We start from the raw sequence: 21,025 nt of genomic DNA, 5'->3' as shown, positions 1-21,025 counted from the left end.
AAAAAAACTCTCCCCATTAATATTTATTATTTCGCAAGATAGTCACGAAGGTTATTTTGATTAAATTTATGTTCCGGTAGCTCAGTAAGCTCAAATGAAATAGCAAGACCTTGGCTATCAAAAATACTCGCCAGATGGTCGGTTAGCACCGAAAATAAAAGTTTAGCAGCGCTGCCTTTCTGCTCTTCGGTTCGCCCTGAACCAATACGCACATTTAGATGAACAAATCCAAAACTTTTTGTGCCATCGGCAATTCTGAATTGTTCGCATTTATGAGCGCGGCAGCGGATCCCCGCTAAGGGAAAAATCCCCGTAGAAACAGCTGTATCAATTAAATCTGAGAACAAGGTATCTACATTCAGTTGCTTATCTTCTAAATTGCCAGAGTGTTCTAGTATAAAATGTGGCATCGTAAACCTCTCTTATTCAACTGGAAAAATGGCGTTAATTTGGCCGGTGCCAGAACTACCAAAGTAAGGAGTCACAACTTCAACCTTACCCTTGTATTGATCCCACCCTAATGCTCCAAGTAACATCGCGGTATCATGCATAAAGCCTTCGCCATGACACTTAAGTGCATACTCAGGTAACATTTCAGTGAAGGTTGCCCACTCACCTTGCTCCCACATCTCAACAACACGGTGATCGATATTTTCTAACAGTGGTGACCATGTTTTGTGTAGATAGTGTTCTGATACGCCATTTTGAGCAAAACGATGCGATAATGAACCTGAAGCAAAAATAGCAACGGTGCCATCATATTCTTCTTCAATGGCTTTTCTTAATGCCGCCCCCAGTTTTGCACTATCGTTTAAATCATGAACTTGGCACATGGCAGAGATCGACACGACTTTAAAATGTTTATCTTCATTCATATAACGCATAGGTACTAACGTGCCATATTCCATACCTAATGTTGTATCAGAATGTGCTCTTACGGCTACACCCTCTTTGTTAGCAACATCAGCGATTATGTCGCCTAATTCAACATTACCATCATAGCTGTAGGGCATATTTTTAATAAAATGTGGTAGCTCATTACTGGTATAAATACCCTCGAACTTTGGCGCATTATTAATGTGATAACCAGAATTAACCAACCAGTGCGTATCAAATACGACAATGGTATCCACGCCTAATTCTCGACAACGGCGTGAAATTTCTTTATGACCTTCAATAGCCGCTTCACGACAACCTTTATGCTCACCTTCCATCTCAGATAAATACATTGATGGGACATGTGTTATTTTGGCAGCAAATGCAAGTTTACCCATTTGAGTTTCCCTTATTATTAAAGTTTAAAGTGCGCCTAAAACAGGTACTTTATGTGTGCCATGTGCAATACACACGTTTTTAGTTTCCATATAAAAATCGAAACTCCAATCACCACCATCACGGCCGATACCTGATGATTTAATACCACCAAAAGGAGAAGGTAAGTTACGATTATTTTCAGAGTTAACCCATAACATACCTGACTCAACTTGTTTTGCCATTCGCATTGCTCGGCCTGTGTTCTCTGTCCAGATATAACCCGATAAACCATAGTCTGAATCATTCGCAATATTGATTGCTTGTTCTTCTGTTTCAAAACCAATAGCGGTTAATACTGGGCCAAATATCTCTTCACGCGCGACACGCATTGTATTATCGGCATCGGTAAATAAAGTAGGTGAAACATAATTGCCAGTCCCTAAATCAACACGATGAATTCCACCGACTTTAGTGGTTACACCATCTTGTTGCGCAATGGTCATATAACGCATGACTTTATCAAAGTGTTCTTTATGTACTAATGGCCCTACTTCCGTATTAGGGTCAAGTGGATGCCCTACTTTCAAGTTAGCAACGCGTTTCTCTAGTGCAGAAAGGAATTTTTCTTTAATGCCATTTTGAATTAATAAACGGCTTGAAGAAGTACAACGTTGACCATTCAGGCTATAGATCATGAATACAACCGCATCTAGCGCACGCTCAAAATTAGCATCATCAAATACAATAACAGGGTTTTTTCCTCCTAATTCAAAATGCACACGTTTTAAGGTATCAGCTCCTTGACGCATAATATGGCGGCCCGTTGCTGAATCGCCCACTAAAGCGACTGCTTTTATCGCAGGGTGTTCAGTCATACGCTTACCCACCGTAGTGCCCAAACCATTAACTGTATTCCACACGCCATCGGGGATCCCAGCTTCTTTGGCTATTTCAGCCATCAACATAGCACTGAGTGGCGTTTTTTCTGCAGGTTTATGGACGATAGTACAACCAGAAGCCAAGGCCGGTGCGATTTTCCATGTTGCCAACATAAATGGCGTATTCCAAGGTGTGATGATGCCAACAGGACCAATCGGCGAGCGTATAGTGAAGTTGGTATGTTCATCTTGATGAAGAGATAAACCATTTTGTGCTTCGGCCGCTTTATCAGCAAAGAATCTAAAATTAGCCGCACCACGGATCGCCGCCTGTTTCATAAATCGTATCGGTTGACCACAATCCATTGATTCTACTAAAGCGATTTCATCCGCTCGTTCAACTATTTTATCTGCAAAATGATGTAGGAGCTTTTTACGCTCTGCGCCAGGCATATCACGCCATGCAGGAAACGCTTTTTTAGCCGCTTCACATGCTTTATCCATATCGGCCTCAGTGCCCTCTGAAACTTCACCAATAGAGGTGTTATCTACTGGAGTGAAATTAGTGAATGTACTCTGGTTACTATAAAACTCGCCATCAACAAAGTGCCCTAAAGGTACATTTTTAAATCGTGATAAATAGTTTTTAGCTCTACTTAAGTTATTTTCAAATTCAGACATGAGTCACTCCAATTTATAAATTAATTAAAATATGTTCAGATAAAGTGTTTTGATAAAATTTTAGTTAACAGGTTAAGTATATTTATTTTAAAGGTCAACCCCAGTTCTCCTCTTATGAATAAAAACGAGATTTGATACACATAATGAATATAAAACACAAAAAATTGCGGGCAATTAGTTAACGTGTTATGTTTTAATTGATTTTTTTAATGAGGGGTCCAAAATGAAATTTCTAACATTTGTTCGTGAAGGTAAAGAGTCTTGGGGAGTGATAAATGATCAAGGTGTTATTGACCTAGGTAACTTAGTAGGCGGGAGTTTATTGCAAGTACTACAAGATGATAAACTTGAAGCAATGAAAAAACTGGCTAAAGCACTGGACGTGGATTATCAAGCAGAAGAAGTTGAGTTTTTACCACCAATCAGTAATCCAGGAAAAATTGCCTGTGTTGGCGTTAACTACGCAAACCGAAATGCTGAATATAAAGATGGTTCTGATGATCCAGAGTATCCAAGTTTGTTTTTACGCACACCAGACTCATTTACAGGCCATGCCCATCCCCTTATTAGACCACCTGAATCACACAAACTCGATTACGAAGGCGAAATAGTGATCATCATTGGTAAAGAAGGTCGTCGTATTTCAGAAGACGATGCTTACGACCATATTGCTGGTTTAACCATTATGAATGAAGGCACACTTCGTGACTGGGTTCGCCATGCTAAATTTAATGTGACTCAAGGTAAAAACTTTATTCACTCTGGCGCGATTGGCCCATGGATGGTGAGTGCCGATGAATTTACAGCAGAGCAATTCGAAAACTTGCGCGTCACAACACGAGTGAATGGCGAAGTTAGACAGGATGATACAACTGCGAGTATGATGTTTCCTTTTAAATATATCATTAGCTACTTTTCAAAGTTCTTCCACTTAAAGCCTGGTGACGTTATTGCAACGGGAACACCAAATGGTGCTGGTGCGCGTTTTGAACCGCCTCGTTACCTAGCACCGGGCGATGTTGTTGAGATCGAAGTAGAAGGTATTGGTACCTTAGTTAATGGTGTTAAGGACGAAGATTTATAATTATGACTAAAAGACTCCGTAGTTTCGAACGTTCACTGCCAATGACTTTATTGCAGACAAGAGAAGCAGTGATGAAAAAATTCATTCCATCACTCAAAGAACATGGTTTAACACCACAGCAGTGGCGTGTGATCCGAGCTTTGGAGCATGAAAATGGGCTTGACATCAGCACCATTGCTGAACGTTGTTATTTGCTTATGCCAAGTCTATCAAGAATTATTACGTTTCTAGTAAAAGAAAAGCTGGTTGAACGTCAAGCTTCCGAGCATGACCAACGTAGATCAAAAATTTTGCTAACTGATTTAGGCCGTGAGCTGTTTGCTAAAATCGCACCAAAATCTATTGAACGCTACATTGCGATTGAAGAAAAATTCGGCGTCAGAAAATTAGAGCTTTTATATGAATTGCTAGATGATTTGATCCAAACTTTAGAAGAGAGTGATTAATGTATAATTTAATCGATTCAACTTTATTAAAATCGGGTAGTTACCTTAATGGTAAATGGTTAACTAAAACGGAAACACAGGCAGATGTTCTTAACCCTGCAACAGGTGAAGTTATCACTACACTTGCCCTTTCTAATGAACAAGATGCAAAAGCAGTCATTGATGATGCAAATACTGCATTTCAAACGTGGAAAACAACGTCAGTACAAACTCGTTTTGAGTTATTAAAAAAATGGTTTGACCTGATCATCGCGAATAAACAAGATCTCGCTGCGATCATGACTATGGAACAAGGTAAAACTCTTACAGAATCACTTGGTGAAATTGATTATGGTGCTTCTTATGTTGAATGGTTTGCAGAGGAAGCTAAACGTATTTATGGCGATGTAATCAATTTACCAGGCCAAGACAAACAAGCCTTAGTCATTCGTCAACCTGTCGGTGTTGTTGCTGCCATCACACCTTGGAACTTTCCTAACGCAATGATCACTCGTAAAGCAGCGCCGGCCTTAGCTGCAGGTTGTACGATCATTATTAAACCCGCACTAGAAACTCCTTTATCTGCATTAGCATTAGCTGAATTAGCAGAGCGTGCAGGTATTCCTGCGGGGGTAATCAACGTCATTGTTGGTAAATCACGTGACCTAGGTAAAGTATTAACTGATAGCTCGATTGTTCGTAAGCTTACGTTCACAGGCTCAACACCTGTTGGTAAAGTGCTGATGAAACAATGTGCAGATACCGTTAAAAGAACTTCAATGGAATTAGGCGGTAATGCACCACTCATTATTTTTGATGATGCCAATATGGATAAAGCGATAGAAGCAACCCTTGCTTCAAAATATAGAAACTCAGGCCAAACCTGTATTTGTGCAAATAGAATATTAGTTCAAGACGGTATTTATGATCTGTTTGTCGCTAAACTTAAAGCAAGAGTTGAACAATTTAAATTAGGTAATGGATTTGATCAAGGCACCACACACGGTCCGTTAGTATCAGAAAAAGCAGCTAATGATGTTAATAATTTGGTTCAGCAAGCAATTAAACAAGGTGCAAAAGTTGAAATTGGCGGCAACATCTCAGATTTAGGAAGTTGCTTTTTCGAGCCGACTATTTTGACTAATCTTGATGCCAAAATGGATATTTTTAGAGAAGAGATATTTGGACCTGTTGCGCCGATCTTCAAATTCCATAGTGAACAAGAAGCTGTTGATTTGGCTAATGATACTGAATTTGGACTTGCTTCCTATGTATTTACCGACAATATTAGCCGCGCATGGAGAATGGCTACCAACATTGAATATGGCATGGTTGGTATCAATGAAGTGGCAATTAGCTCTGCAATGGTTCCCTTTGGTGGCATCAAAGAATCAGGTAATGGCCGAGAAGGCTCTAAATACGGTTTAGATGATTACACAGAAATGAAATACATCTGCTTGGGCGGTCTAGGTAGTTAATAGCTTTTAAGCCTTTGTTAACAGTTTAAAGGAGTAACATTATGATTTATAAGGTTACTCCTTTTCATTTATAGCTTTACTATTCACAGCAATACTATCCATCACGCAAAGCTTTTACCTCGTGTCACCCCCTTATATAGTTAATCAAATGTAACCTAATTAATAACGCTTGTTTATGTACAGCCTAAAATAACCTCATTTTCATTTAAAAAAGCGCTTTAATTCCCCCTCTCCCCAACAAGACAGAGGCTATAAGTATGAAGGTGCAGAGCTAAGGGATAATTAGAAATTTAATAACCAGTTTTTAATACAGAGGAGGTGATTGCCTAACAGACGACTCACAAAGGTCACTGCATATAAATGTATCTTTCTCTTTTATCTGGGTGTTCTGCAGGTAAGTATAAATTACATTTTGGTTGGTAATGAGCATATAAGGGTGTGGGTAGAAAAATAAGCAGGTATCGTTAGAGACCCTAACAAACTAAAAAGCCTACCAATAATAGAAACCACTTATAGTGATCGCTTTATTGGCAGGCTTTAAAATAGCAATAAATTACAAACTAAAGTACGGTTACTCTTTATCTGTTAATGGAATGATTAATAATGGACGTTTAGAATTTAACATAACCTTATTTGCCGTTGAGCCAGTGAAGAATTGACCTGCAGATGAAGATGTTCGAGTCCCCATAACTATAAGGTCTACATCCATTTCATTAGCAACTTTAACGATTGTTTTCCATACCACGCCTTCTTCAATACGTGTCTTTATTTTAGTAATTTTTAATACGTCGGATTCTTGCATTTCTGATTTCAAAAAGTCATCTACTCTTTTTTCAAGCTTGTGCTTCAAATTTACCAAGCTTTCGTTATAGAGTTCATCTAAATCAGCTTCTTCAATGAGGTCATTAATCCTAGATTTAATCGCACTACTTATCGGCTCGATAACGTGTAAGTAAGTAATTTCCGATTGATATCGACCACATAGATTAACCGCCGCGCGTAATGCAGGGCGAGATCCTTTTTCGATATCAGACGCATATAGTATTTTATTCACTTTTGATAACATAACTTATCCTTTGTTATATGAACGATCACGAATGTGAGGCTTATCTATATAGCCATATCGGTAATGCCATTGCGATCGGTGCTATCAAAGTAACCAATAATAACCTCACAATATCAGCACACCAAAATGGCGTCACCCCTTTGAAAATAGTGCTAGCTTTAACATCCTTGAGCACCGCACTTAATACAAATACATTCATCCCAACAGGCGGTGTTATCAAACTAATTTCAGTCACCACCACCACTACGATACCAAACCAAACAAGGTCAAACCCTAAGCTTTGCACTAATGGATAAAAAATAGGCACGGTCAATAACATCATAGAAAGACTCTCAAATACCATCCCTAATACGATGTAAATAGCCAGTATGACAAAAATAACTAGCATTGGTGTTATTTGCAGTTGGCTTACCATATTAAAGATGTCATCTGGCATGCCTGCTCGGTTAATAAAATCTGAATAAATAAGCGCACCAATAAGTACAGCAAATAACATCGCAGAAGTACGCGCAGTATCTGTTAATGTTTCAAATAAACCACCAAGAGAAAGAGATCGTCTGCTTATTGCGATTAAAAATGCACCTCCCGCACCCACACCAGCAGCTTCCGTTGGTGTAAATATACCGAAGTAAATACCTCCCATCACAATACCAAATAGAATTAATACTCCCCAAACCCCTTTTAATGCGGCCTTTTTCTCTTGCCACGACATTTTTTCACCACAAGGGCCTGTTTCAGGGTTACGCCAAACAGTCCACTTTACCGCACCCAAATATAAAAGAATGCCCATAAAACCAGGAATGAATCCAGCTGCGAATAGCTCACGAATACTGGTTTCAGTCATGATTCCATATAACACCAATATCACACTCGGTGGTATCAAAATACCTAATGTCCCACCTGCTGCAATCGATGCAGTTGCTAGAGAGTCTGCATAGCCATATTTACGCATCTCAGGCATGGCTACTTTCGCCATCGTTGCCGAAGTCGCTAAACTTGAACCACAAATAGCAGAGAAACCACCACAGGCAACCACCGTAGCCATTGATAAGCCACCTTTTTTATGGCCAAGAAACGAATAAGAAGCGCGATAAAGCTCTTTAGACAAGCCTGATTTAGTCACCAAATTACCCATCAAAATAAACAATGGGATCACCGATAAACTATATTCTTGTGCCGTGTCTGCTACTCGTTTTGCAGCCATTGATAAGCTACTATTCCAATTAAATGTCATCATGTTATCGAAGCTTAAGCCCTGCAGATAAGCAAATCCTGCAAAGCCTACTATTCCCATCGCGAACGCAATAGGGATACGTACGACAATAATAATTAATAACAGTATCGCAAAACCAATTAATGCAATCGTCATATTAAGCCTCTTTGTTTGTGGTAGATTTAGTTTTCTTTAATAGGTGATAAGTACCGTAACTAATCACTGTCGCAGCAGTTACCCAGCTCATTATGGCGATGTACTGCACCACGTATCCCATTGGAATAGCGAGAAATTCACTGGCCTCTGAACGCCTAATTGAGCGAGCACCTAGAAAGAATATTTTGGCCGCTAAATAGTATAAAGAGCTTGAAATAACCAATATTGAAAGAACACCCAACACTTTAACAATGGTTCCGCCTAAGAAATTATCCAACATATCAACAACAACATGGCCACCACGCCAAGTAATAATTGGCATCTCAGCAAAAACTATGATTGCAATACCAATTTCTGTTAACTCACTTGCAGCATCTAAAGAGTTGTTGAACAGATACCGCCCGACCACATCAGTACAAGTAATAAACATCAGTAATAACAATGTAATACCTGCAATAAGCTCTAATGAGAAGGCAACCCATTTAATGGCCATACCTTGTTCTTCATAGTGTGCTGAAATCCAATTATTTAGCGTCATAATTAGTTACCGTAATTTTGTGCAATTTCTTTTAATTCATCCAAAGCTTGTTGACCTTGAACGCCAGTATCTTTAACACTTTCTACCCATTCAGCTTCTAAACCTTCGCTAATTTTTTGAAATTCTTGGCTAAGTTTGCCGCCTTTTTCAGCTTCAACGATATTACCGCCCATTTCTATAGCGTATTGCTCACCTTTAACATCATCTTCATCGTATAAACGCCCTGCTAATGCAGATAGTTTTTCACCCGACACACTCATTATCGCATCACGATCTTTTTGACTTAAATTAGCTAGAAAATCTTCATTCATAAAAATAGAAAAACTTCCTAAGTACATACCGCCTGGTACTTTTAATACATTCGGTGCAACTTCAGCTAAACGTAACGCTTTTTGCTCATTAATAGGTAAAAATACACCGTCAATAACACCTTGTTGTAACATTTCATAAACTTTTGAAGCCGGTGCTGCGATTGGTGTTATACCTAAACGCTCTCCTAATTCACTTTGAATACCACCACCAATACGAATTTTCTTACCTTTTAATTGTGCAAGGCTAGTAATAGGATCGATGGTATGTACATAACCAGGACCATGAGTAAACATACCAATTAATGCTAAACCTTCGAATTCATGCGCTTTGGCAAAGTGCTTTTGTTGTACTCTCCAAAGAGCAACCGAGGCAGCTTCTGCTTTAACACCTAAACCAGGTAGTTCAACAGCCTGTGGCAGTTTGAAGCGACCCGGTACATATCCGTGGTAACTAAAACCTGCTTCAGCAACACCATCTTCAACCAAGTCATAAATACTTTTTGGGTGACCCATACCGTATTCAACTTTTACAGTGACTCGTCCCTCTGTCGCTTCTTCCACCCATTTCCCCCAAGTTGGCCAAAAATCGACATTCATGGTGTGGCTAGGTGGTAACCAAGTTGCTACATGTAAAACTTGAGCTGCAGTCGCTGCTTTTGATATTACTAAGCTAAAACATAATGCAATCATAAATTTCAAAAAATTCGTTTTCATCATTATTGCTCTCCTTTGAGGTATTTAATTCGTTCAAAATGGGTTTAAAACAACCCCTTTCATTACTAATATGTCCATGTATATGATTATGTCTTTGCTAATACAGCAACTTACAAGCACTCAAGCGGTAGATTGGATTGTTAAGGATCATTCATTATTCAACCTTTACAAACTCACTTACTTAACGCGTTAACCATTTACTTGAAATCATGTTAAATGAATTAGCTTCTGATATTAAGCTCTTTTAACGACATATTTATTGTTATGTGACCTCTCCCTCTCTTTCTATAATCGCGTAACACACTATATTTTTAGGTAAAAATGAATTTAACGTACTTATAAGACACGTGTCTCATTACTTAGTAATAGTTGTTTTATATAGACGAAAAAAACAAAAAGAGTATAAACAGCTGATATTCCGTATAAAAAATTAAAAATTGTAGTTAACACGTTAAGTTACTTGTTTACTTTACTGCTTAGTATCTGGTATTTAAATAAATAGCATCTAGTGTTTAAAAATTCGCGGTTAAGCCTCCCAATACAGAGCCTCATTTAAAAAGTGAGGAAAAAATAGGTAGGTTGATGTGAGCATTATGTAGAGAGAAATATTGAGATTGTGTACGAGGAATTGTAAGGACTTAATTCAAGCGGTTAACGGAGTTGATATTAATAAACGAAACAGAGGAGCAATAATGACCAAAAGTATGGGGGATATTTGATACACCATACTTTGCACAATTGAATTAAAATGCTATCAGTTTAAGTCAATAGATAAGCTCAATTAGATGATATGTTTAGTTTCGTTAAGTAACTTAGCATATGCACCAACAGGGAAGTTATTCAGTTTCTCAAAATCTGTACCATCATAACCTACGATTTTCCCCGTTGTTTTTAAACATTTAAGATCAATCATAATTACCCCAGCTGTCGGTATAATTTTTTCACGCCAAACAAATAAGTATAGCTCTTCATCAATTTTGTAATAATGACAAAGGTCAGTATCTGCCAAGCCCTTTTCAACTCCGTTAAGACATTGCCATGTATAATAATTTTGGTTCAAGTAGACATGCTCATAAGACTCATGTTGGCTATAAGTATATTGAACTCTTTTACCGATTAGCTCATCTGTATGTTGATGACCTCGACCTTGAGTATAGGCAGTGCCCATAGTAAATTGTACAAAGGCGGAATCAACCGGTGTCAGTAAATCTCCATCCATAACTCGTTGGTAAGCAGGACGCATCGTTTCTTGTTTGGATGGCATTCGATTGATAATAGCCGTTCCATTATCTGTATTTAAATTCATTACAAGGCTAACGCTAGTTGCTTTTTCCTTTGACTTAATAAAATCAACAAAATAAACGCCTTCTCGAATACTGGTAGCGGTATAAGCTTCAGTGACCTTTTCACCAACACCATTACCTTTTAAAATTTCCCACGTTAAGCTACTTCCACTATTAAAAACATGTCGAATCAACCATCCATTCTCCATGTAAAAATCAAAGGTCTTACCTTCTAAATCATCAACATACTTTAAAGTATTAGCATCTGAAGCAAAACCGTTAGCTAAGTCGCCTACTTGAACCCATTCTGTTTTGTTATCCATCATTTACCCTTTCAGTGATTATTCATAAGCTATGTCATCACCTATAAATCGATGACAACATGATATCTATGCTTTTATTTAGTCGAATTTAATTTGTTTAGACGTACAAAACCTGTGTTGTTACTTTTCAGCAACTTCTTTAAAGGGAGATAAATATTACTTAAGCTATTACTTAAGCGCGAACATGCACCTAGTATCAAGGTTTTAAATACGCGGGGTGCTTTATCTTTTAAATTTTTGGCTTTCAAGCTTTTGGCTATTAATGATTTACTTTGAGTTGAGACTTATTTTATCTGATGCGTTTACCCCAAATACATAAGCAAAAAAATAGGCTGTCCGAGTATTATTTTTCTAGGATGCGCCTAGAACTAAACCAATCCCAAACTAGGCCTAAATAGCTTGGTTTGAAATAGGTTTAGTCGAGTAAATATTTTTTATTTTGCTACTGATAAATAATGCTTAACGAAGTAATCAGATAAAACATGCCACTCAATTTTGCTACCTTGCGCTACAAACCATGAGTCGCCTGGACCAAATGTTTCTTCTTCACCCGTTTCTAAATTCTTTAATTTTAATGAGCCTTGCAAAATAGTGGCGTGCTCAGTAAAAGGATATTGCATTGAAAATACACCTTTCGTACATTTAAAAATTGCACAGGCCACAGGATCTTCAGGAGCACCATCGATCATCGCGATACTCGCCTGCGGATCTCCTTCAATAACAGTAGAGCCTAAGTTAGTAACACTTCCGATTTCTGCCATTTCCGGTAGAGCTGCATTAAGTAATATTGGTTTCATGTTCTGTTCCTTTAATTAAAGAGTAAGTAATAATTAATGTTTCTGAGTTTGAGTAATAAATTAAAATCTATCTAAAAGGTTATATTAACGACGCCCATTCCAATAACCTGATAGTTGATGCCACATTTTTCCGCCTGTTAATAAAGCAGGAGCAACGTAGTCCTTACCAAGAATATTGACATGAGGGATGTTGCTGATGAGCTCATATCTATCGGTTCTTTCTGTCATGCCTTCCGCTAATACTTTACAAATGATATGACTCGGCGTGACTCCGAAACCTGAATACCCCTGTACATAAAAGACATTGTCATGGCCTTTTAATGTACCCATTTGCGGAAATAAACTAGCACTAACACATAACGGGCCACCCCATGCGTAATCAACTTTAACTTGATCTAAATAAGGGAAGATCTTTAACATTTGGTCTCTATTCCAATTTTTTAAATCATTTGGAATATGCTCTACCGCTCTTGTTGCTGCACCAAAAAGTAAGCGATTTTCATTGGTCACCCTGTAATAATCGATCACTGGGCGAATATCGCTGTATGCTCCTCTTATTGGGCTTATCTGCTCGATCAGCTGATCTGACAAGGGCTCCGTGGCCATTTGAAATGCGTAAGTATTGATGGTTTTTTTGTGTAATTCAGGCTCCATCCCTTCTAAAAAACCATTACAAGCCCATAATAGTTTTTTAGCTTTAACGCTACCGGTCGGCGTTCGCACCGTTACCGTATCCCCATATTCCACGGAAATAACCATTGAATTTTCGTAAATTTTTACACCGTAGAGTTCTGTTACTGCTTTTGCTTCTCCCAGTAGTAAGTTTAAAGAATGCACATGCCCTGCCCCCATATGCTTTAAAGCACAACTATAAGCATCTGAACCTACGACACTTTTCACATCAGATCCGGTTAGCAGTTCAATTTCAGTATCAGAAGACACTGATTTGAATTCCTTTTCCCATGCTCTGAGTGTTTTTTCTTGACGAGGATTACTGCCTAAATAAGCGTAGCCATGACGAAAGTCTGCCTTAATATCATATTTTTCCGCACGCTCTTTAATAATGGCTGCACCTAAGTTACCTATTTTAAATAGCTCTTGAAGGCCTTCCGGTCCAACGTGTTTTTTAACGGTATCTAAATCATGACCAAGGCCCGCCATGATTTGCCCACCATTTCGTCCAGTGCCACCATAACCAAGGTAGCGCCCTTCCAAAATAACCGTATTAGTAAAACCTTTTTCAGCCAACTCAAGCGCGGTGTTAACTCCTGTAAACCCGCCTCCAATAATGACCACATCAGCTTCAATATCGTCTGTAAGTCTGGTGAAACTTAAGTCATATTTTTTTGTTGCTGAGTAATATGTTTCAGAGTCTAAATGTCTTTTCATCTTCTCATCCTTAGCGTTTTTTATGACGATATAAAAACATAGCCATCAACAGCTAACAATCAGCCGTAAGGTTGATAAAGCAGTATTCATTCAGAATTCAATCCAGAACAAAATACCTTAATCTACTGATTAATAACAACTTTAGTTTAAAAATAAAAATATTGATTGTGGAATAACTAAAAACACAAATGCGACATAGGTCAGATTACACCGCTAAAATACGCTTTCTCATCCTTAAGGTTGATTTCAATGTGAGGGATTATCTTTTTTAATAGCTCACCAGTTATGAAAAGGAAATGTCATGAGAAACGATATTAAAGTCATCATTTATGCTTCAGACGCTAGTCAAGGAAGTTGGAGAGCATTTGATGTCGCAATTAATCAAGCAATCAAGAATAAAGCAGAAATTGTTTATGTTCATGCGATTGAAAGTATTAAGACCATTACATCCGAGGCTTCCTATTCATATCTGCCAAAGGGAATAGAAAAAATCCATTCTTCTCAACGAAAGCAAGAAACCGCGTCAAAAATCAGAGAAAGAATACAGCGATTTGCACTGGTTAAATTTAGTGACTTAGGCACTCCTCCTAAATTTTCAATTAATATAGAATTTGGTCCTCCTGAAAAAGTCATCATAGACGTAGCAGAGAAAACCAATGCCGGCTTAATTATTATGGGAAACCGTAAATCCAGCCCTTTTTCCAGAATGTTCTTAGGCTCTACAGTCAATAAAGTTCTGCAAACAGCAACAATCCCAGTTTTAATGGTCCCCCTTCCAAATGGATTGGAAGCCCGTAAAAAATTAGCAACACTTTAATCAATAATCATCAAAGGATTTAATATGAAAAAATTAAAAGTTTGTTTAGCAATGTTACTACCCGTCGTATGTTCATCTGTTCCTGTCATGGCAGCGGAGTATCCTAATAGACCTGTAAAATTTGTAGTTCCTTGGCCGCCCGGTGATTTAGAAGATATTCTTACGCGCTTAATTGCAGAAGAGATGTCTAGCCAAACAGGTAAACCTGCGACTGTCATTAATAAACCTGGCGGTGGTGGCGTTATTGGAGCGGCACAAGTTGGTAGAGGTAAAGCTAACGGCCTCACTATCGGCTCTTTTGTTGCAGATATTCTGACTACACAGATCATCTCTGGTAATGCACCTTTTGATCAAAATACCTTTGAGCCTGTGGGTATTTTTTTAGATTATCCTTTTGTAATTGCAGCTAAAAATGACGCACCCTATAACAATATGGCTGAGCTAGCTAAGTATTCTCAGGAAAACAATGTCTCGCTAGCACATTTTGGTTATCAAGCCCTACCAACAGCGATTACCTTTAAAGCTGCTGATAAAATTGGCCTTAAATTCTCTTCAAACGCTCCCTTTGATTCCATTACCTGTAGCACCTTAGCAAATGGTGATGCAGACATTATTAATACAACCACACAAACTATTCTCGCTTGCTTACAATCAGGTGATGTCAAAATTATTGCTTCTATTACTCAAAATCGCATGAGTATTAGCCCAGATGTAGCAACGCTTAAAGAGCAAACCGGTGTAAAACAAACAACTTGGAATGGTCTATTTGTTAAAAAAGGCACACCTGAAAATATCAAACAAAAAATTGCTGATATAGCACAGGCGGCATTAAAGTCACCACAGGTAAAAGATATCAGTGAAAGCACTGGGGCTAATGTTTTTTGGATTGGCGGAACAGAAGCACAAACTATTGTTAACAATGATTTTTTAGGTGCGAAAGAGCTATTGGAATATATGAAGTAATTTAAATATGAGTAGATAAATTATCTACTCATATTTTCACAATAAGGGAGAAAAGAATGGCGATTGAAATCGAGATAGATGAAAAAAATACAAGTGACTCAACGGACAATGAATTACCGATGAACTATTACTTTTATTTATTATCTTTTATTGGCTCCCTCGTGCTGATACTTCTACAACCCTTTGAAGCAGCGGCAGTAACAACTACACATGGCTGGTATTCTCAGCCTTTTGTTGCCCCTTTATTTGGGTTATCTATTATTTCAATTTTTAGTGGTACCTATTTATTAGTCAACACTAAGAAAAATTTTCACTGTTTGAAAAATATAAACCCCATTGAGTTAAGTTTTAACGCAGTCAGTAAATATAGAACCGCGATTATAATTAGCATGTTTTTTTACTTATTTATCGCAAGTTTGTCAGTGGTCGGTTTTGCTATCTCAAGTTTTGTACTGATCATTTCAATGCTTTGGATTAGTAATCTATTTAATCGCTTTTGGGTGGTTATGTCGCTTATCTCAGTCTCCATCTTGATCGTAATATTTAGAGTCATCGTTAGTGTTTGGTTACCCGATGTTTGGCTGTATAACTTGTTTCCCGATTCTTTATCTGAATTCGCGAATATGTACTTGTAAATAGAGATAAAATTATGGATGTTTTCTTATTAGGCATGCAAGAAATAATAACAATAAACGTTATGCTTGCTATTGTTTTTGGTGCAATTTTAGGGGTGTCGATAGGCTCTATTCCTGGTCTTGAACCTGCCGGTGTTATTGCTATTTTATTACCGATGACATTTGCAATGGACCCGTTACCAGGCGTCACGCTATTACTTGGCGTCTATGGTGGTGCTTGGTATGGCGGAGCTATTCCAGCCATTTTGATGAATACCCCAGGTACGCCAGTTGCCGTACTGACCACTTATGACGGTTACCCGATGACCCAAAAAGGCAAGGGTAAAAAAGCACTATCGATAGCTTATTCTTCTTCTTTTGTAGGCGGTATTATTAGTGTGCTATCACTGATATTTTTAGCACCAATATTATCACAGGTAGCCACATTATTTGGCTCAACAGAGTTTGCTATGTTGGCCGCTCTAGGCATGATCTTCGTTGTTATGGCACATTATAAACAAGCATTTTCAGCCGCTATGATGCTTGGGTTAGGTATTTTCTTTGGCTCAATTGGCATTGATAGGTCCTATAACACCATGACCTATACATTTGAACAAGAATGGTTATACGGAGGGGTACCTCTTGTCCCAACCGTCATTGGTTTGTTTGCTATGTCACAAGCATTTGTGTTGTTATCTCAAAAAGGTAATGACTCACAAGTTACAAAATATGAAGGAGAAGGCCGATTCTCAGGCATGTTAGTGGTGTGGAAATATAAGTGGACCGCTTTTCGTTCAGCAGCATTGGGCGTGCTCATGGGATTATTACCCGGTGTTGGTGAATTTGGTTCTCAATTCTTTTCTTACACCCTTGCACAAAAATTTTCTAAAACACCAGAGAAATTTGGTAACGGAGCAGAAGAGGGATTAATTGCCTCTGAAACATCAAATAATGCGGTAACGGCATCGGTTATGATCCCCCTACTTGCTTTTGGAATTCCTGCTGATGCTTTGATGGCGATGTTACTGTCAGTATTTATGGTTCATAACTATATACCCGGTCCTACCCTATTTGCTGAGCACCCAGAGTTTATTTCTGGATTATATATATCGATATTTTTAATCAATATCGTGGCATTTTTATACCTGACTTTTTCCAGTAAATTAATTGTTAATTTAACAAGAATTAGAGGTCGTTTTATAGGCGCCATTATTTTGATTCTTGGTTTTATCGGTAGTTATAGCCAAAACTATCAATTTTCAGATGCACTCATTGCATTAGGCTTTGCTGTTTTTGGATATATTTTAAAAAGAGAGCAAATCCCCGCGGTTCCAATCATTCTTGGCTTAGTCTTAGGCCCTGTATTTCTAACTCGAGTGAAGCAAGCACTTGGCGTTTCTAACGGTGATTTCGCCATTTTTGTAGAACGACCAATTAGTTTAACGCTACTGATCATGATCATTGTATCGATCACATTATTTGTAGTGACGTTAGTTAAAGACTCAAAAAAATAAATATTAACTAGGAGAAATAAATGAACAAATTATGGATGACAATAAACGGTGCCAATGCAGAGGGCGATTTATCCCCGATTTCAGTACTTAACCCTGCAGATGAAACAGTGATATATGAAGCGCCACAAGCATCTATAGAGCAACTTGATTTAGCCGTTGAAGGTGCAGTGAGTGCATTTAAAACTTGGAGTGCATTAACCCAAGCAGAACGAGATGTTTATATTAATAAAATTGCAGATACGATTGAAGAAAATGCAGAACAACTCGCTAATATAATAGTCAACGAACAAGGTAAACCATTACAACTTGCACATATGGAAGTGGGTGGCGCAGTCGCTTGGACAAGGCATGCAACCAATATCGACATTCCAGTGGAAGTTTATCAAGAAACAGATGACAAACGCATTGAAGGCAGACGCAAGCCTATTGGCGTTGTCGGTTCAATCACGCCATGGAACTGGCCATTAATGATTGCAATATGGCACATAATACCAGCACTTAGAATGGGTAATACGGTTATTAGCAAACCCTCTGAGTTGACCCCTATTAATACCTTGCGCTTGGGAGAACTACTTCAAGATGTATTGCCTGCAGGTGTTTTTAGTGTGGTATGTGGCGATGGAAAGATTGGCCAAGCAATGAGTGAACACAAAAACATTAATAAAATTGTATTTACTGGTTCAACCTTAAGCGGCCAACGTATCATGAAATCAGCGGCAAATAACCTTAAGCGTTTAACTCTAGAGCTTGGCGGTAATGATGCAGCTGTCATTCTACCCGATGCTAATTTGAGCAAACTGGCTGAAGCTATTTTCAATACGGCATTCATTAATATGGGACAAACATGTGCCGCTATTAAACGAATTTATGTACACCAATCACAACATGATCAACTGTGTGAATTACTCGCTGAAATAGCGGATAAGAATATTGTTGGCTCAGGTTTATCATCTGATACCACCTTTGGTCCAGTTCAGAATAAAAATCAGTTAGAAAAAGTTATTTCGCTGGTTGAAGATGCTAAATCCCATGGCGCGACTATTTACGCCGGAGGCAACAGATTAGATACCCCAGGTTACTTTTACCCCCCTACTATTGTTGGTAATGCAAGCCATGGCATGCGTATTGTTGATGAAGAGCAATTTGGGCCAGTTGTTCCTATTATTAAATACACTGACGTTGATGATGCAATTCAGCAAGCTAACTCTTTAGAGGTTGGTTTAGGTGGTTCAATTTGGGGAGATTTAGACTCAGCAATTCAATTAGCATCAAAATTAGAGTGTGGGACGGTTTGGATCAATGGTCATGCTGAAATACTACCCCACGTCCCATTTGGAGGCTGTAAAATGTCAGGCTTTGGTGTTGAATTTGGGCTAGAAGGTTTATTAGAAAATAGCTTGCTGCAAGTAACCAACATTAATAAAAGTTAGGTTAATGCTTTGATATAAAACTCACTCGATAATGTTTCAGTGTTTCAGTTTAGTTATGAGCATTATCGTGTGAATTTAATTAACTTAGATCCCCTCTAATACCACTCTACTCGAGCTAATTCAATCGTCAAAGTCAGTAAAAATCAACTTATAGAATACAGTTTGCACCATAAACTTTATTTACTAACTCAATCTTACTGCTCACTTGTAATTTAGAAAATAGATGTTGTAAATGCGTTTTTACAGTCGGTAAGCTCGATTTGAGATTTGATGCAATGGTTTTATTTTGCAATCCTTGAATAGCTAGTTGAAGAATTATTTTCTCTTTATTCGTTAAACCATACTGCAAGCAAAAATCCTCATAGCTAATCTTAGTATTATTCTGTAACTGCTTATTTAAAGTGAACTCTATATAACGTTGTAGACCTACTAATCTGGCTAATTCATTTTTATTAAGTTCTTCAGAGTTTTTGTTGAAAAAAAGCGATGAGCCACCAATCATGACGCCATCTTGATAGTAGAATAACTCAATAATGTCTCTTACATCCCATTGCCTAACAAAATCAGAATAATAGGTATTATCGGCCTGCTGTGATCTAGGAACAAGATCACTCATTCTCACTACACGGTCTAACTTATGTTGAAAATTAGTAGGATGTAAAGGATCAAGTTTGTAGAAATTTTCAGTATATTCGCGATGCATCATAGTAGCGATATTATAGGTTTCGTAACACAAAGGTTTACAAGACTCATCAACCAAATAACTGACTGTGCCTGCTATATTGAAACTAGAACTCAATAATGTAACAACTTCATTTTGAAATTCATGTAATTGCACTATATTAGCGTTAAGACTTCCCATATAAAACCTCCCTGAATACACATATTACTTAACACGTTAAGCATTTAACGAAAAGATGCTACCTTATTTGTAATCATTAAAAAGTTAATCACTTCACACTATTAAATTTTTTTATTTGAATATGACCTATTACAAATTATTGATTAACGCATCCCTAATATTAAAGAACTGCAAAGCATCGTAAAATACAATGGGGAAGTTGGCACATGGTCTGCCATAGATATTCGGTACTTTGCCGGCATTTAGGATTAATAAAGATCCATCACAACTATCTCTAGTATGTTTTAGATTATAGTGATGCCTGATCCTATATTTTGCCACATAAAGTTCGCTCTAGACCTATTTATACTCCGTCGCTTTGAAGACACCTTTTTAATAAAAACCATTATTCAAGCTGCCAATAAACAGCTTTTTAAGCACGGTTATGAATGGTGACGTAAAAACACCAGTTAATGACATTCCAAAGCCTATAATCTAATGAATTTTATAAAAGTTAATGTTCTAAAAATTGTAGTACTCAGTTATTTCCCTTCTTTATTTATTCATTTAATGAATAAAAACGGCGACTTTGATGTTCTATAAAATATATTTCACTCCTGTATTTTTGTTATTTTTTAAATGTCATTGAAGGTTTTTTAATCTTTTTCAGCCGTTTGAAAGCAATTTTCAAAGTAAAAGTCAGATCTGTTTTAAAAACATTACTAATGGTAAAACCTATCAATTATTACTATTTTCATACTTATAATTTAAGTTCCCATATACCACAAAACTGCTCTGCAACACTGACTGCCATTGATTTTTATACTTGATAAAAAGAAGATGTTTACTCTTTTTTAGCTGGTTACCTTCACTTTAAAAACAAGCTTGCCATTATCCTATTAATTACAAAAATAACGACAAACCACCACTATTAAAGGGATTTCTTATTGCCATCGCAAAGTGAACCTTTTATTTACTTCATCCGTATCACCACTTTTACGATCGACAAGTTAATTCAATTATTTGTCATTTCTTAACCTGCTATTAACCCCAGGAAGACTATTATCTTCCTCCGCAACGACCGATAAGGGATAAAACTTAACCGTTGTTGTCAGGTGATAACAGATGAACAAATACACGGCTTGCAAAAAATATTTGCAATAAAGGAAATTTATTTCCCACTAAGTAGGTCTTTTGAAGTGAGTGTGTATTAAAACAAGATGAAGCAAAGGAGTTGGCTGATTCAAACCTTGTTA

At 37.6% G+C, this 21,025-nt stretch carries 19 protein-coding genes; 8 read left to right on the top strand and 11 right to left on the bottom strand.

The window, feature by feature from the left end; all coding sequences use genetic code 11:
* Nucleotides 1-26 precede the first annotated feature (26 nt).
* The 3 genes from H5084_RS17670 to hpaE are packed head-to-tail and all read right to left on the bottom strand — an operon-like array spanning nucleotide 27 to nucleotide 2,813.
* Nucleotides 27-410, bottom strand: a complete 384-nt coding sequence (locus tag H5084_RS17670; protein ID WP_182691959.1) for a 5-carboxymethyl-2-hydroxymuconate isomerase — start codon at nucleotides 408-410, stop codon at nucleotides 27-29.
* A 12-nt stretch (nucleotides 411-422) separates the two neighbouring features.
* Nucleotides 423-1,274 carry a 3,4-dihydroxyphenylacetate 2,3-dioxygenase gene (gene hpaD, locus H5084_RS17665; RefSeq protein ID WP_028867001.1) on the bottom strand — a complete coding sequence of 284 codons (852 nt, stop codon included), beginning with the start codon at nucleotides 1,272-1,274 and terminating at the stop codon, nucleotides 423-425.
* Nucleotides 1,275-1,298: 24 nt separating this feature from the next.
* On the bottom strand, nucleotides 1,299-2,813 hold the full coding sequence (gene hpaE / locus H5084_RS17660) for a 5-carboxymethyl-2-hydroxymuconate semialdehyde dehydrogenase (protein WP_182691957.1): 1,515 nt from the start codon (nucleotides 2,811-2,813) through the stop codon (nucleotides 1,299-1,301).
* 223 nt (nucleotides 2,814-3,036) lie between these two features.
* Between hpaE and H5084_RS17655 the strand changes: the two genes are divergently transcribed.
* The 3 genes from H5084_RS17655 to H5084_RS17645 are packed head-to-tail and all read left to right on the top strand — an operon-like array spanning nucleotide 3,037 to nucleotide 5,800.
* Entirely contained in the window at nucleotides 3,037-3,897 is an 861-nt protein-coding gene (locus H5084_RS17655) for a fumarylacetoacetate hydrolase family protein (RefSeq protein WP_028867003.1), read from the top strand.
* Nucleotides 3,898-3,899: 2 nt separating this feature from the next.
* On the top strand, nucleotides 3,900-4,343 hold the full coding sequence (gene hpaR / locus H5084_RS17650) for a homoprotocatechuate degradation operon regulator HpaR (RefSeq protein ID WP_220486006.1): 444 nt from the start codon (nucleotides 3,900-3,902) through the stop codon (nucleotides 4,341-4,343).
* Nucleotides 4,343-5,800, top strand: a complete 1,458-nt coding sequence (locus H5084_RS17645) for an NAD-dependent succinate-semialdehyde dehydrogenase (RefSeq protein ID WP_182691955.1) — start codon at nucleotides 4,343-4,345, stop codon at nucleotides 5,798-5,800. Before hpaR ends, H5084_RS17645 begins: the two co-directional genes overlap by 1 nt.
* A 571-nt stretch (nucleotides 5,801-6,371) precedes the next feature.
* Here the strand turns inward: H5084_RS17645 and H5084_RS17640 are convergent.
* The 7 genes from H5084_RS17640 to H5084_RS17610 all read right to left on the bottom strand — a co-directional run bounded on the left by H5084_RS17640 (nucleotide 6,372) and on the right by H5084_RS17610 (nucleotide 13,590).
* Nucleotides 6,372-6,866 carry a universal stress protein gene (locus tag H5084_RS17640; RefSeq protein ID WP_182691953.1) on the bottom strand — a complete coding sequence of 165 codons (495 nt, stop codon included), beginning with the start codon at nucleotides 6,864-6,866 and terminating at the stop codon, nucleotides 6,372-6,374.
* A gap of 40 nt (nucleotides 6,867-6,906) precedes the next feature.
* Nucleotides 6,907-8,235 (bottom strand): TRAP transporter large permease, encoded by a 1,329-nt coding sequence (locus H5084_RS17635; protein WP_182691951.1) that lies wholly within the window; start codon nucleotides 8,233-8,235, stop codon nucleotides 6,907-6,909.
* A gap of 1 nt (nucleotide 8,236) precedes the next feature.
* Nucleotides 8,237-8,773: a TRAP transporter small permease gene (locus tag H5084_RS17630; protein WP_028867008.1), complete on the bottom strand. Its 537-nt coding sequence runs from the start codon at nucleotides 8,771-8,773 to the stop codon at nucleotides 8,237-8,239.
* Nucleotides 8,774-8,775: 2 nt separating this feature from the next.
* Entirely contained in the window at nucleotides 8,776-9,801 is a 1,026-nt protein-coding gene (locus H5084_RS17625) for a TRAP transporter substrate-binding protein (RefSeq protein ID WP_182691949.1), read from the bottom strand.
* Between the two features lie 778 nt (nucleotides 9,802-10,579).
* Complete coding sequence (locus H5084_RS17620) at nucleotides 10,580-11,404, bottom strand: molybdenum cofactor biosynthesis F family protein (RefSeq protein ID WP_182691947.1); 825 nt, start codon at nucleotides 11,402-11,404, stop codon at nucleotides 10,580-10,582.
* A 434-nt stretch (nucleotides 11,405-11,838) separates the two neighbouring features.
* Nucleotides 11,839-12,201 carry a cupin domain-containing protein gene (locus H5084_RS17615; RefSeq protein WP_182691945.1) on the bottom strand — a complete coding sequence of 121 codons (363 nt, stop codon included), beginning with the start codon at nucleotides 12,199-12,201 and terminating at the stop codon, nucleotides 11,839-11,841.
* A gap of 84 nt (nucleotides 12,202-12,285) precedes the next feature.
* Nucleotides 12,286-13,590 (bottom strand): FAD-binding oxidoreductase, encoded by a 1,305-nt coding sequence (locus H5084_RS17610; protein ID WP_028867012.1) that lies wholly within the window; start codon nucleotides 13,588-13,590, stop codon nucleotides 12,286-12,288.
* Nucleotides 13,591-13,891: 301 nt separating this feature from the next.
* Here H5084_RS17610 and H5084_RS17605 point away from each other — a divergent pair, with 301 nt between their 5' ends.
* Genes H5084_RS17605 through H5084_RS17585 form a run of 5 tightly spaced genes read left to right on the top strand, consistent with a single transcriptional unit; the run spans nucleotide 13,892 to nucleotide 18,928 of the window.
* Entirely contained in the window at nucleotides 13,892-14,407 is a 516-nt protein-coding gene (locus tag H5084_RS17605) for a universal stress protein (RefSeq protein WP_051368833.1), read from the top strand.
* A gap of 24 nt (nucleotides 14,408-14,431) precedes the next feature.
* The gene (locus tag H5084_RS17600) at nucleotides 14,432-15,370 is read left to right on the top strand and encodes a tripartite tricarboxylate transporter substrate binding protein (protein WP_028867013.1); all 939 of its coding nucleotides are present in this window, start codon (nucleotides 14,432-14,434) and stop codon (nucleotides 15,368-15,370) included.
* 56 nt (nucleotides 15,371-15,426) lie between these two features.
* Nucleotides 15,427-16,005, top strand: coding sequence for a hypothetical protein (locus H5084_RS17595; protein WP_182691943.1), 579 nt, complete (start codon nucleotides 15,427-15,429; stop codon nucleotides 16,003-16,005).
* Nucleotides 16,006-16,019: 14 nt separating this feature from the next.
* A complete protein-coding gene (locus tag H5084_RS17590) occupies nucleotides 16,020-17,498 on the top strand; it encodes a tripartite tricarboxylate transporter permease (RefSeq protein ID WP_028867015.1) in 1,479 nt (492 codons plus the stop codon).
* Between the two features lie 20 nt (nucleotides 17,499-17,518).
* Nucleotides 17,519-18,928 carry an aldehyde dehydrogenase family protein gene (locus H5084_RS17585; RefSeq protein WP_182691941.1) on the top strand — a complete coding sequence of 470 codons (1,410 nt, stop codon included), beginning with the start codon at nucleotides 17,519-17,521 and terminating at the stop codon, nucleotides 18,926-18,928.
* 148 nt (nucleotides 18,929-19,076) lie between these two features.
* Here H5084_RS17585 and H5084_RS17580 read toward each other — a convergent pair whose 3' ends face one another.
* Nucleotides 19,077-19,790 (bottom strand): response regulator transcription factor, encoded by a 714-nt coding sequence (locus H5084_RS17580; protein ID WP_028867017.1) that lies wholly within the window; start codon nucleotides 19,788-19,790, stop codon nucleotides 19,077-19,079.
* Nucleotides 19,791-21,025 lie beyond the last annotated feature (1,235 nt).

It is taken from the genome of Psychromonas sp. SR45-3, assembly GCF_014163575.1.
Classification (GTDB): domain Bacteria; phylum Pseudomonadota; class Gammaproteobacteria; order Enterobacterales; family Psychromonadaceae; genus Psychromonas; species Psychromonas arctica.
The sequence above is the reverse complement of the archived record's forward strand: the minus strand, read 5'-3'. Positions and strand labels throughout refer to the sequence as shown.

Coding starts and splice junctions, on each gene's coding strand:
- H5084_RS17670 (WP_182691959.1), bottom strand. CDS start 410: ATGCCACATTTTATACTAGAACACTCTGGCAATTTAGAAGATAAGCAA.
- hpaD (WP_028867001.1), bottom strand. CDS start 1,274: ATGGGTAAACTTGCATTTGCTGCCAAAATAACACATGTCCCATCAATG.
- hpaE (WP_182691957.1), bottom strand. CDS start 2,813: ATGTCTGAATTTGAAAATAACTTAAGTAGAGCTAAAAACTATTTATCA.
- H5084_RS17655 (WP_028867003.1), top strand. CDS start 3,037: ATGAAATTTCTAACATTTGTTCGTGAAGGTAAAGAGTCTTGGGGAGTG.
- hpaR (WP_220486006.1), top strand. CDS start 3,900: ATGACTAAAAGACTCCGTAGTTTCGAACGTTCACTGCCAATGACTTTA.
- H5084_RS17645 (WP_182691955.1), top strand. CDS start 4,343: ATGTATAATTTAATCGATTCAACTTTATTAAAATCGGGTAGTTACCTT.
- H5084_RS17640 (WP_182691953.1), bottom strand. CDS start 6,866: ATGTTATCAAAAGTGAATAAAATACTATATGCGTCTGATATCGAAAAA.
- H5084_RS17635 (WP_182691951.1), bottom strand. CDS start 8,235: ATGACGATTGCATTAATTGGTTTTGCGATACTGTTATTAATTATTATT.
- H5084_RS17630 (WP_028867008.1), bottom strand. CDS start 8,773: ATGACGCTAAATAATTGGATTTCAGCACACTATGAAGAACAAGGTATG.
- H5084_RS17625 (WP_182691949.1), bottom strand. CDS start 9,801: ATGATGAAAACGAATTTTTTGAAATTTATGATTGCATTATGTTTTAGC.
- H5084_RS17620 (WP_182691947.1), bottom strand. CDS start 11,404: ATGGATAACAAAACAGAATGGGTTCAAGTAGGCGACTTAGCTAACGGT.
- H5084_RS17615 (WP_182691945.1), bottom strand. CDS start 12,201: ATGAAACCAATATTACTTAATGCAGCTCTACCGGAAATGGCAGAAATC.
- H5084_RS17610 (WP_028867012.1), bottom strand. CDS start 13,590: ATGAAAAGACATTTAGACTCTGAAACATATTACTCAGCAACAAAAAAA.
- H5084_RS17605 (WP_051368833.1), top strand. CDS start 13,892: ATGAGAAACGATATTAAAGTCATCATTTATGCTTCAGACGCTAGTCAA.
- H5084_RS17600 (WP_028867013.1), top strand. CDS start 14,432: ATGAAAAAATTAAAAGTTTGTTTAGCAATGTTACTACCCGTCGTATGT.
- H5084_RS17595 (WP_182691943.1), top strand. CDS start 15,427: ATGGCGATTGAAATCGAGATAGATGAAAAAAATACAAGTGACTCAACG.
- H5084_RS17590 (WP_028867015.1), top strand. CDS start 16,020: ATGGATGTTTTCTTATTAGGCATGCAAGAAATAATAACAATAAACGTT.
- H5084_RS17585 (WP_182691941.1), top strand. CDS start 17,519: ATGAACAAATTATGGATGACAATAAACGGTGCCAATGCAGAGGGCGAT.
- H5084_RS17580 (WP_028867017.1), bottom strand. CDS start 19,790: ATGGGAAGTCTTAACGCTAATATAGTGCAATTACATGAATTTCAAAAT.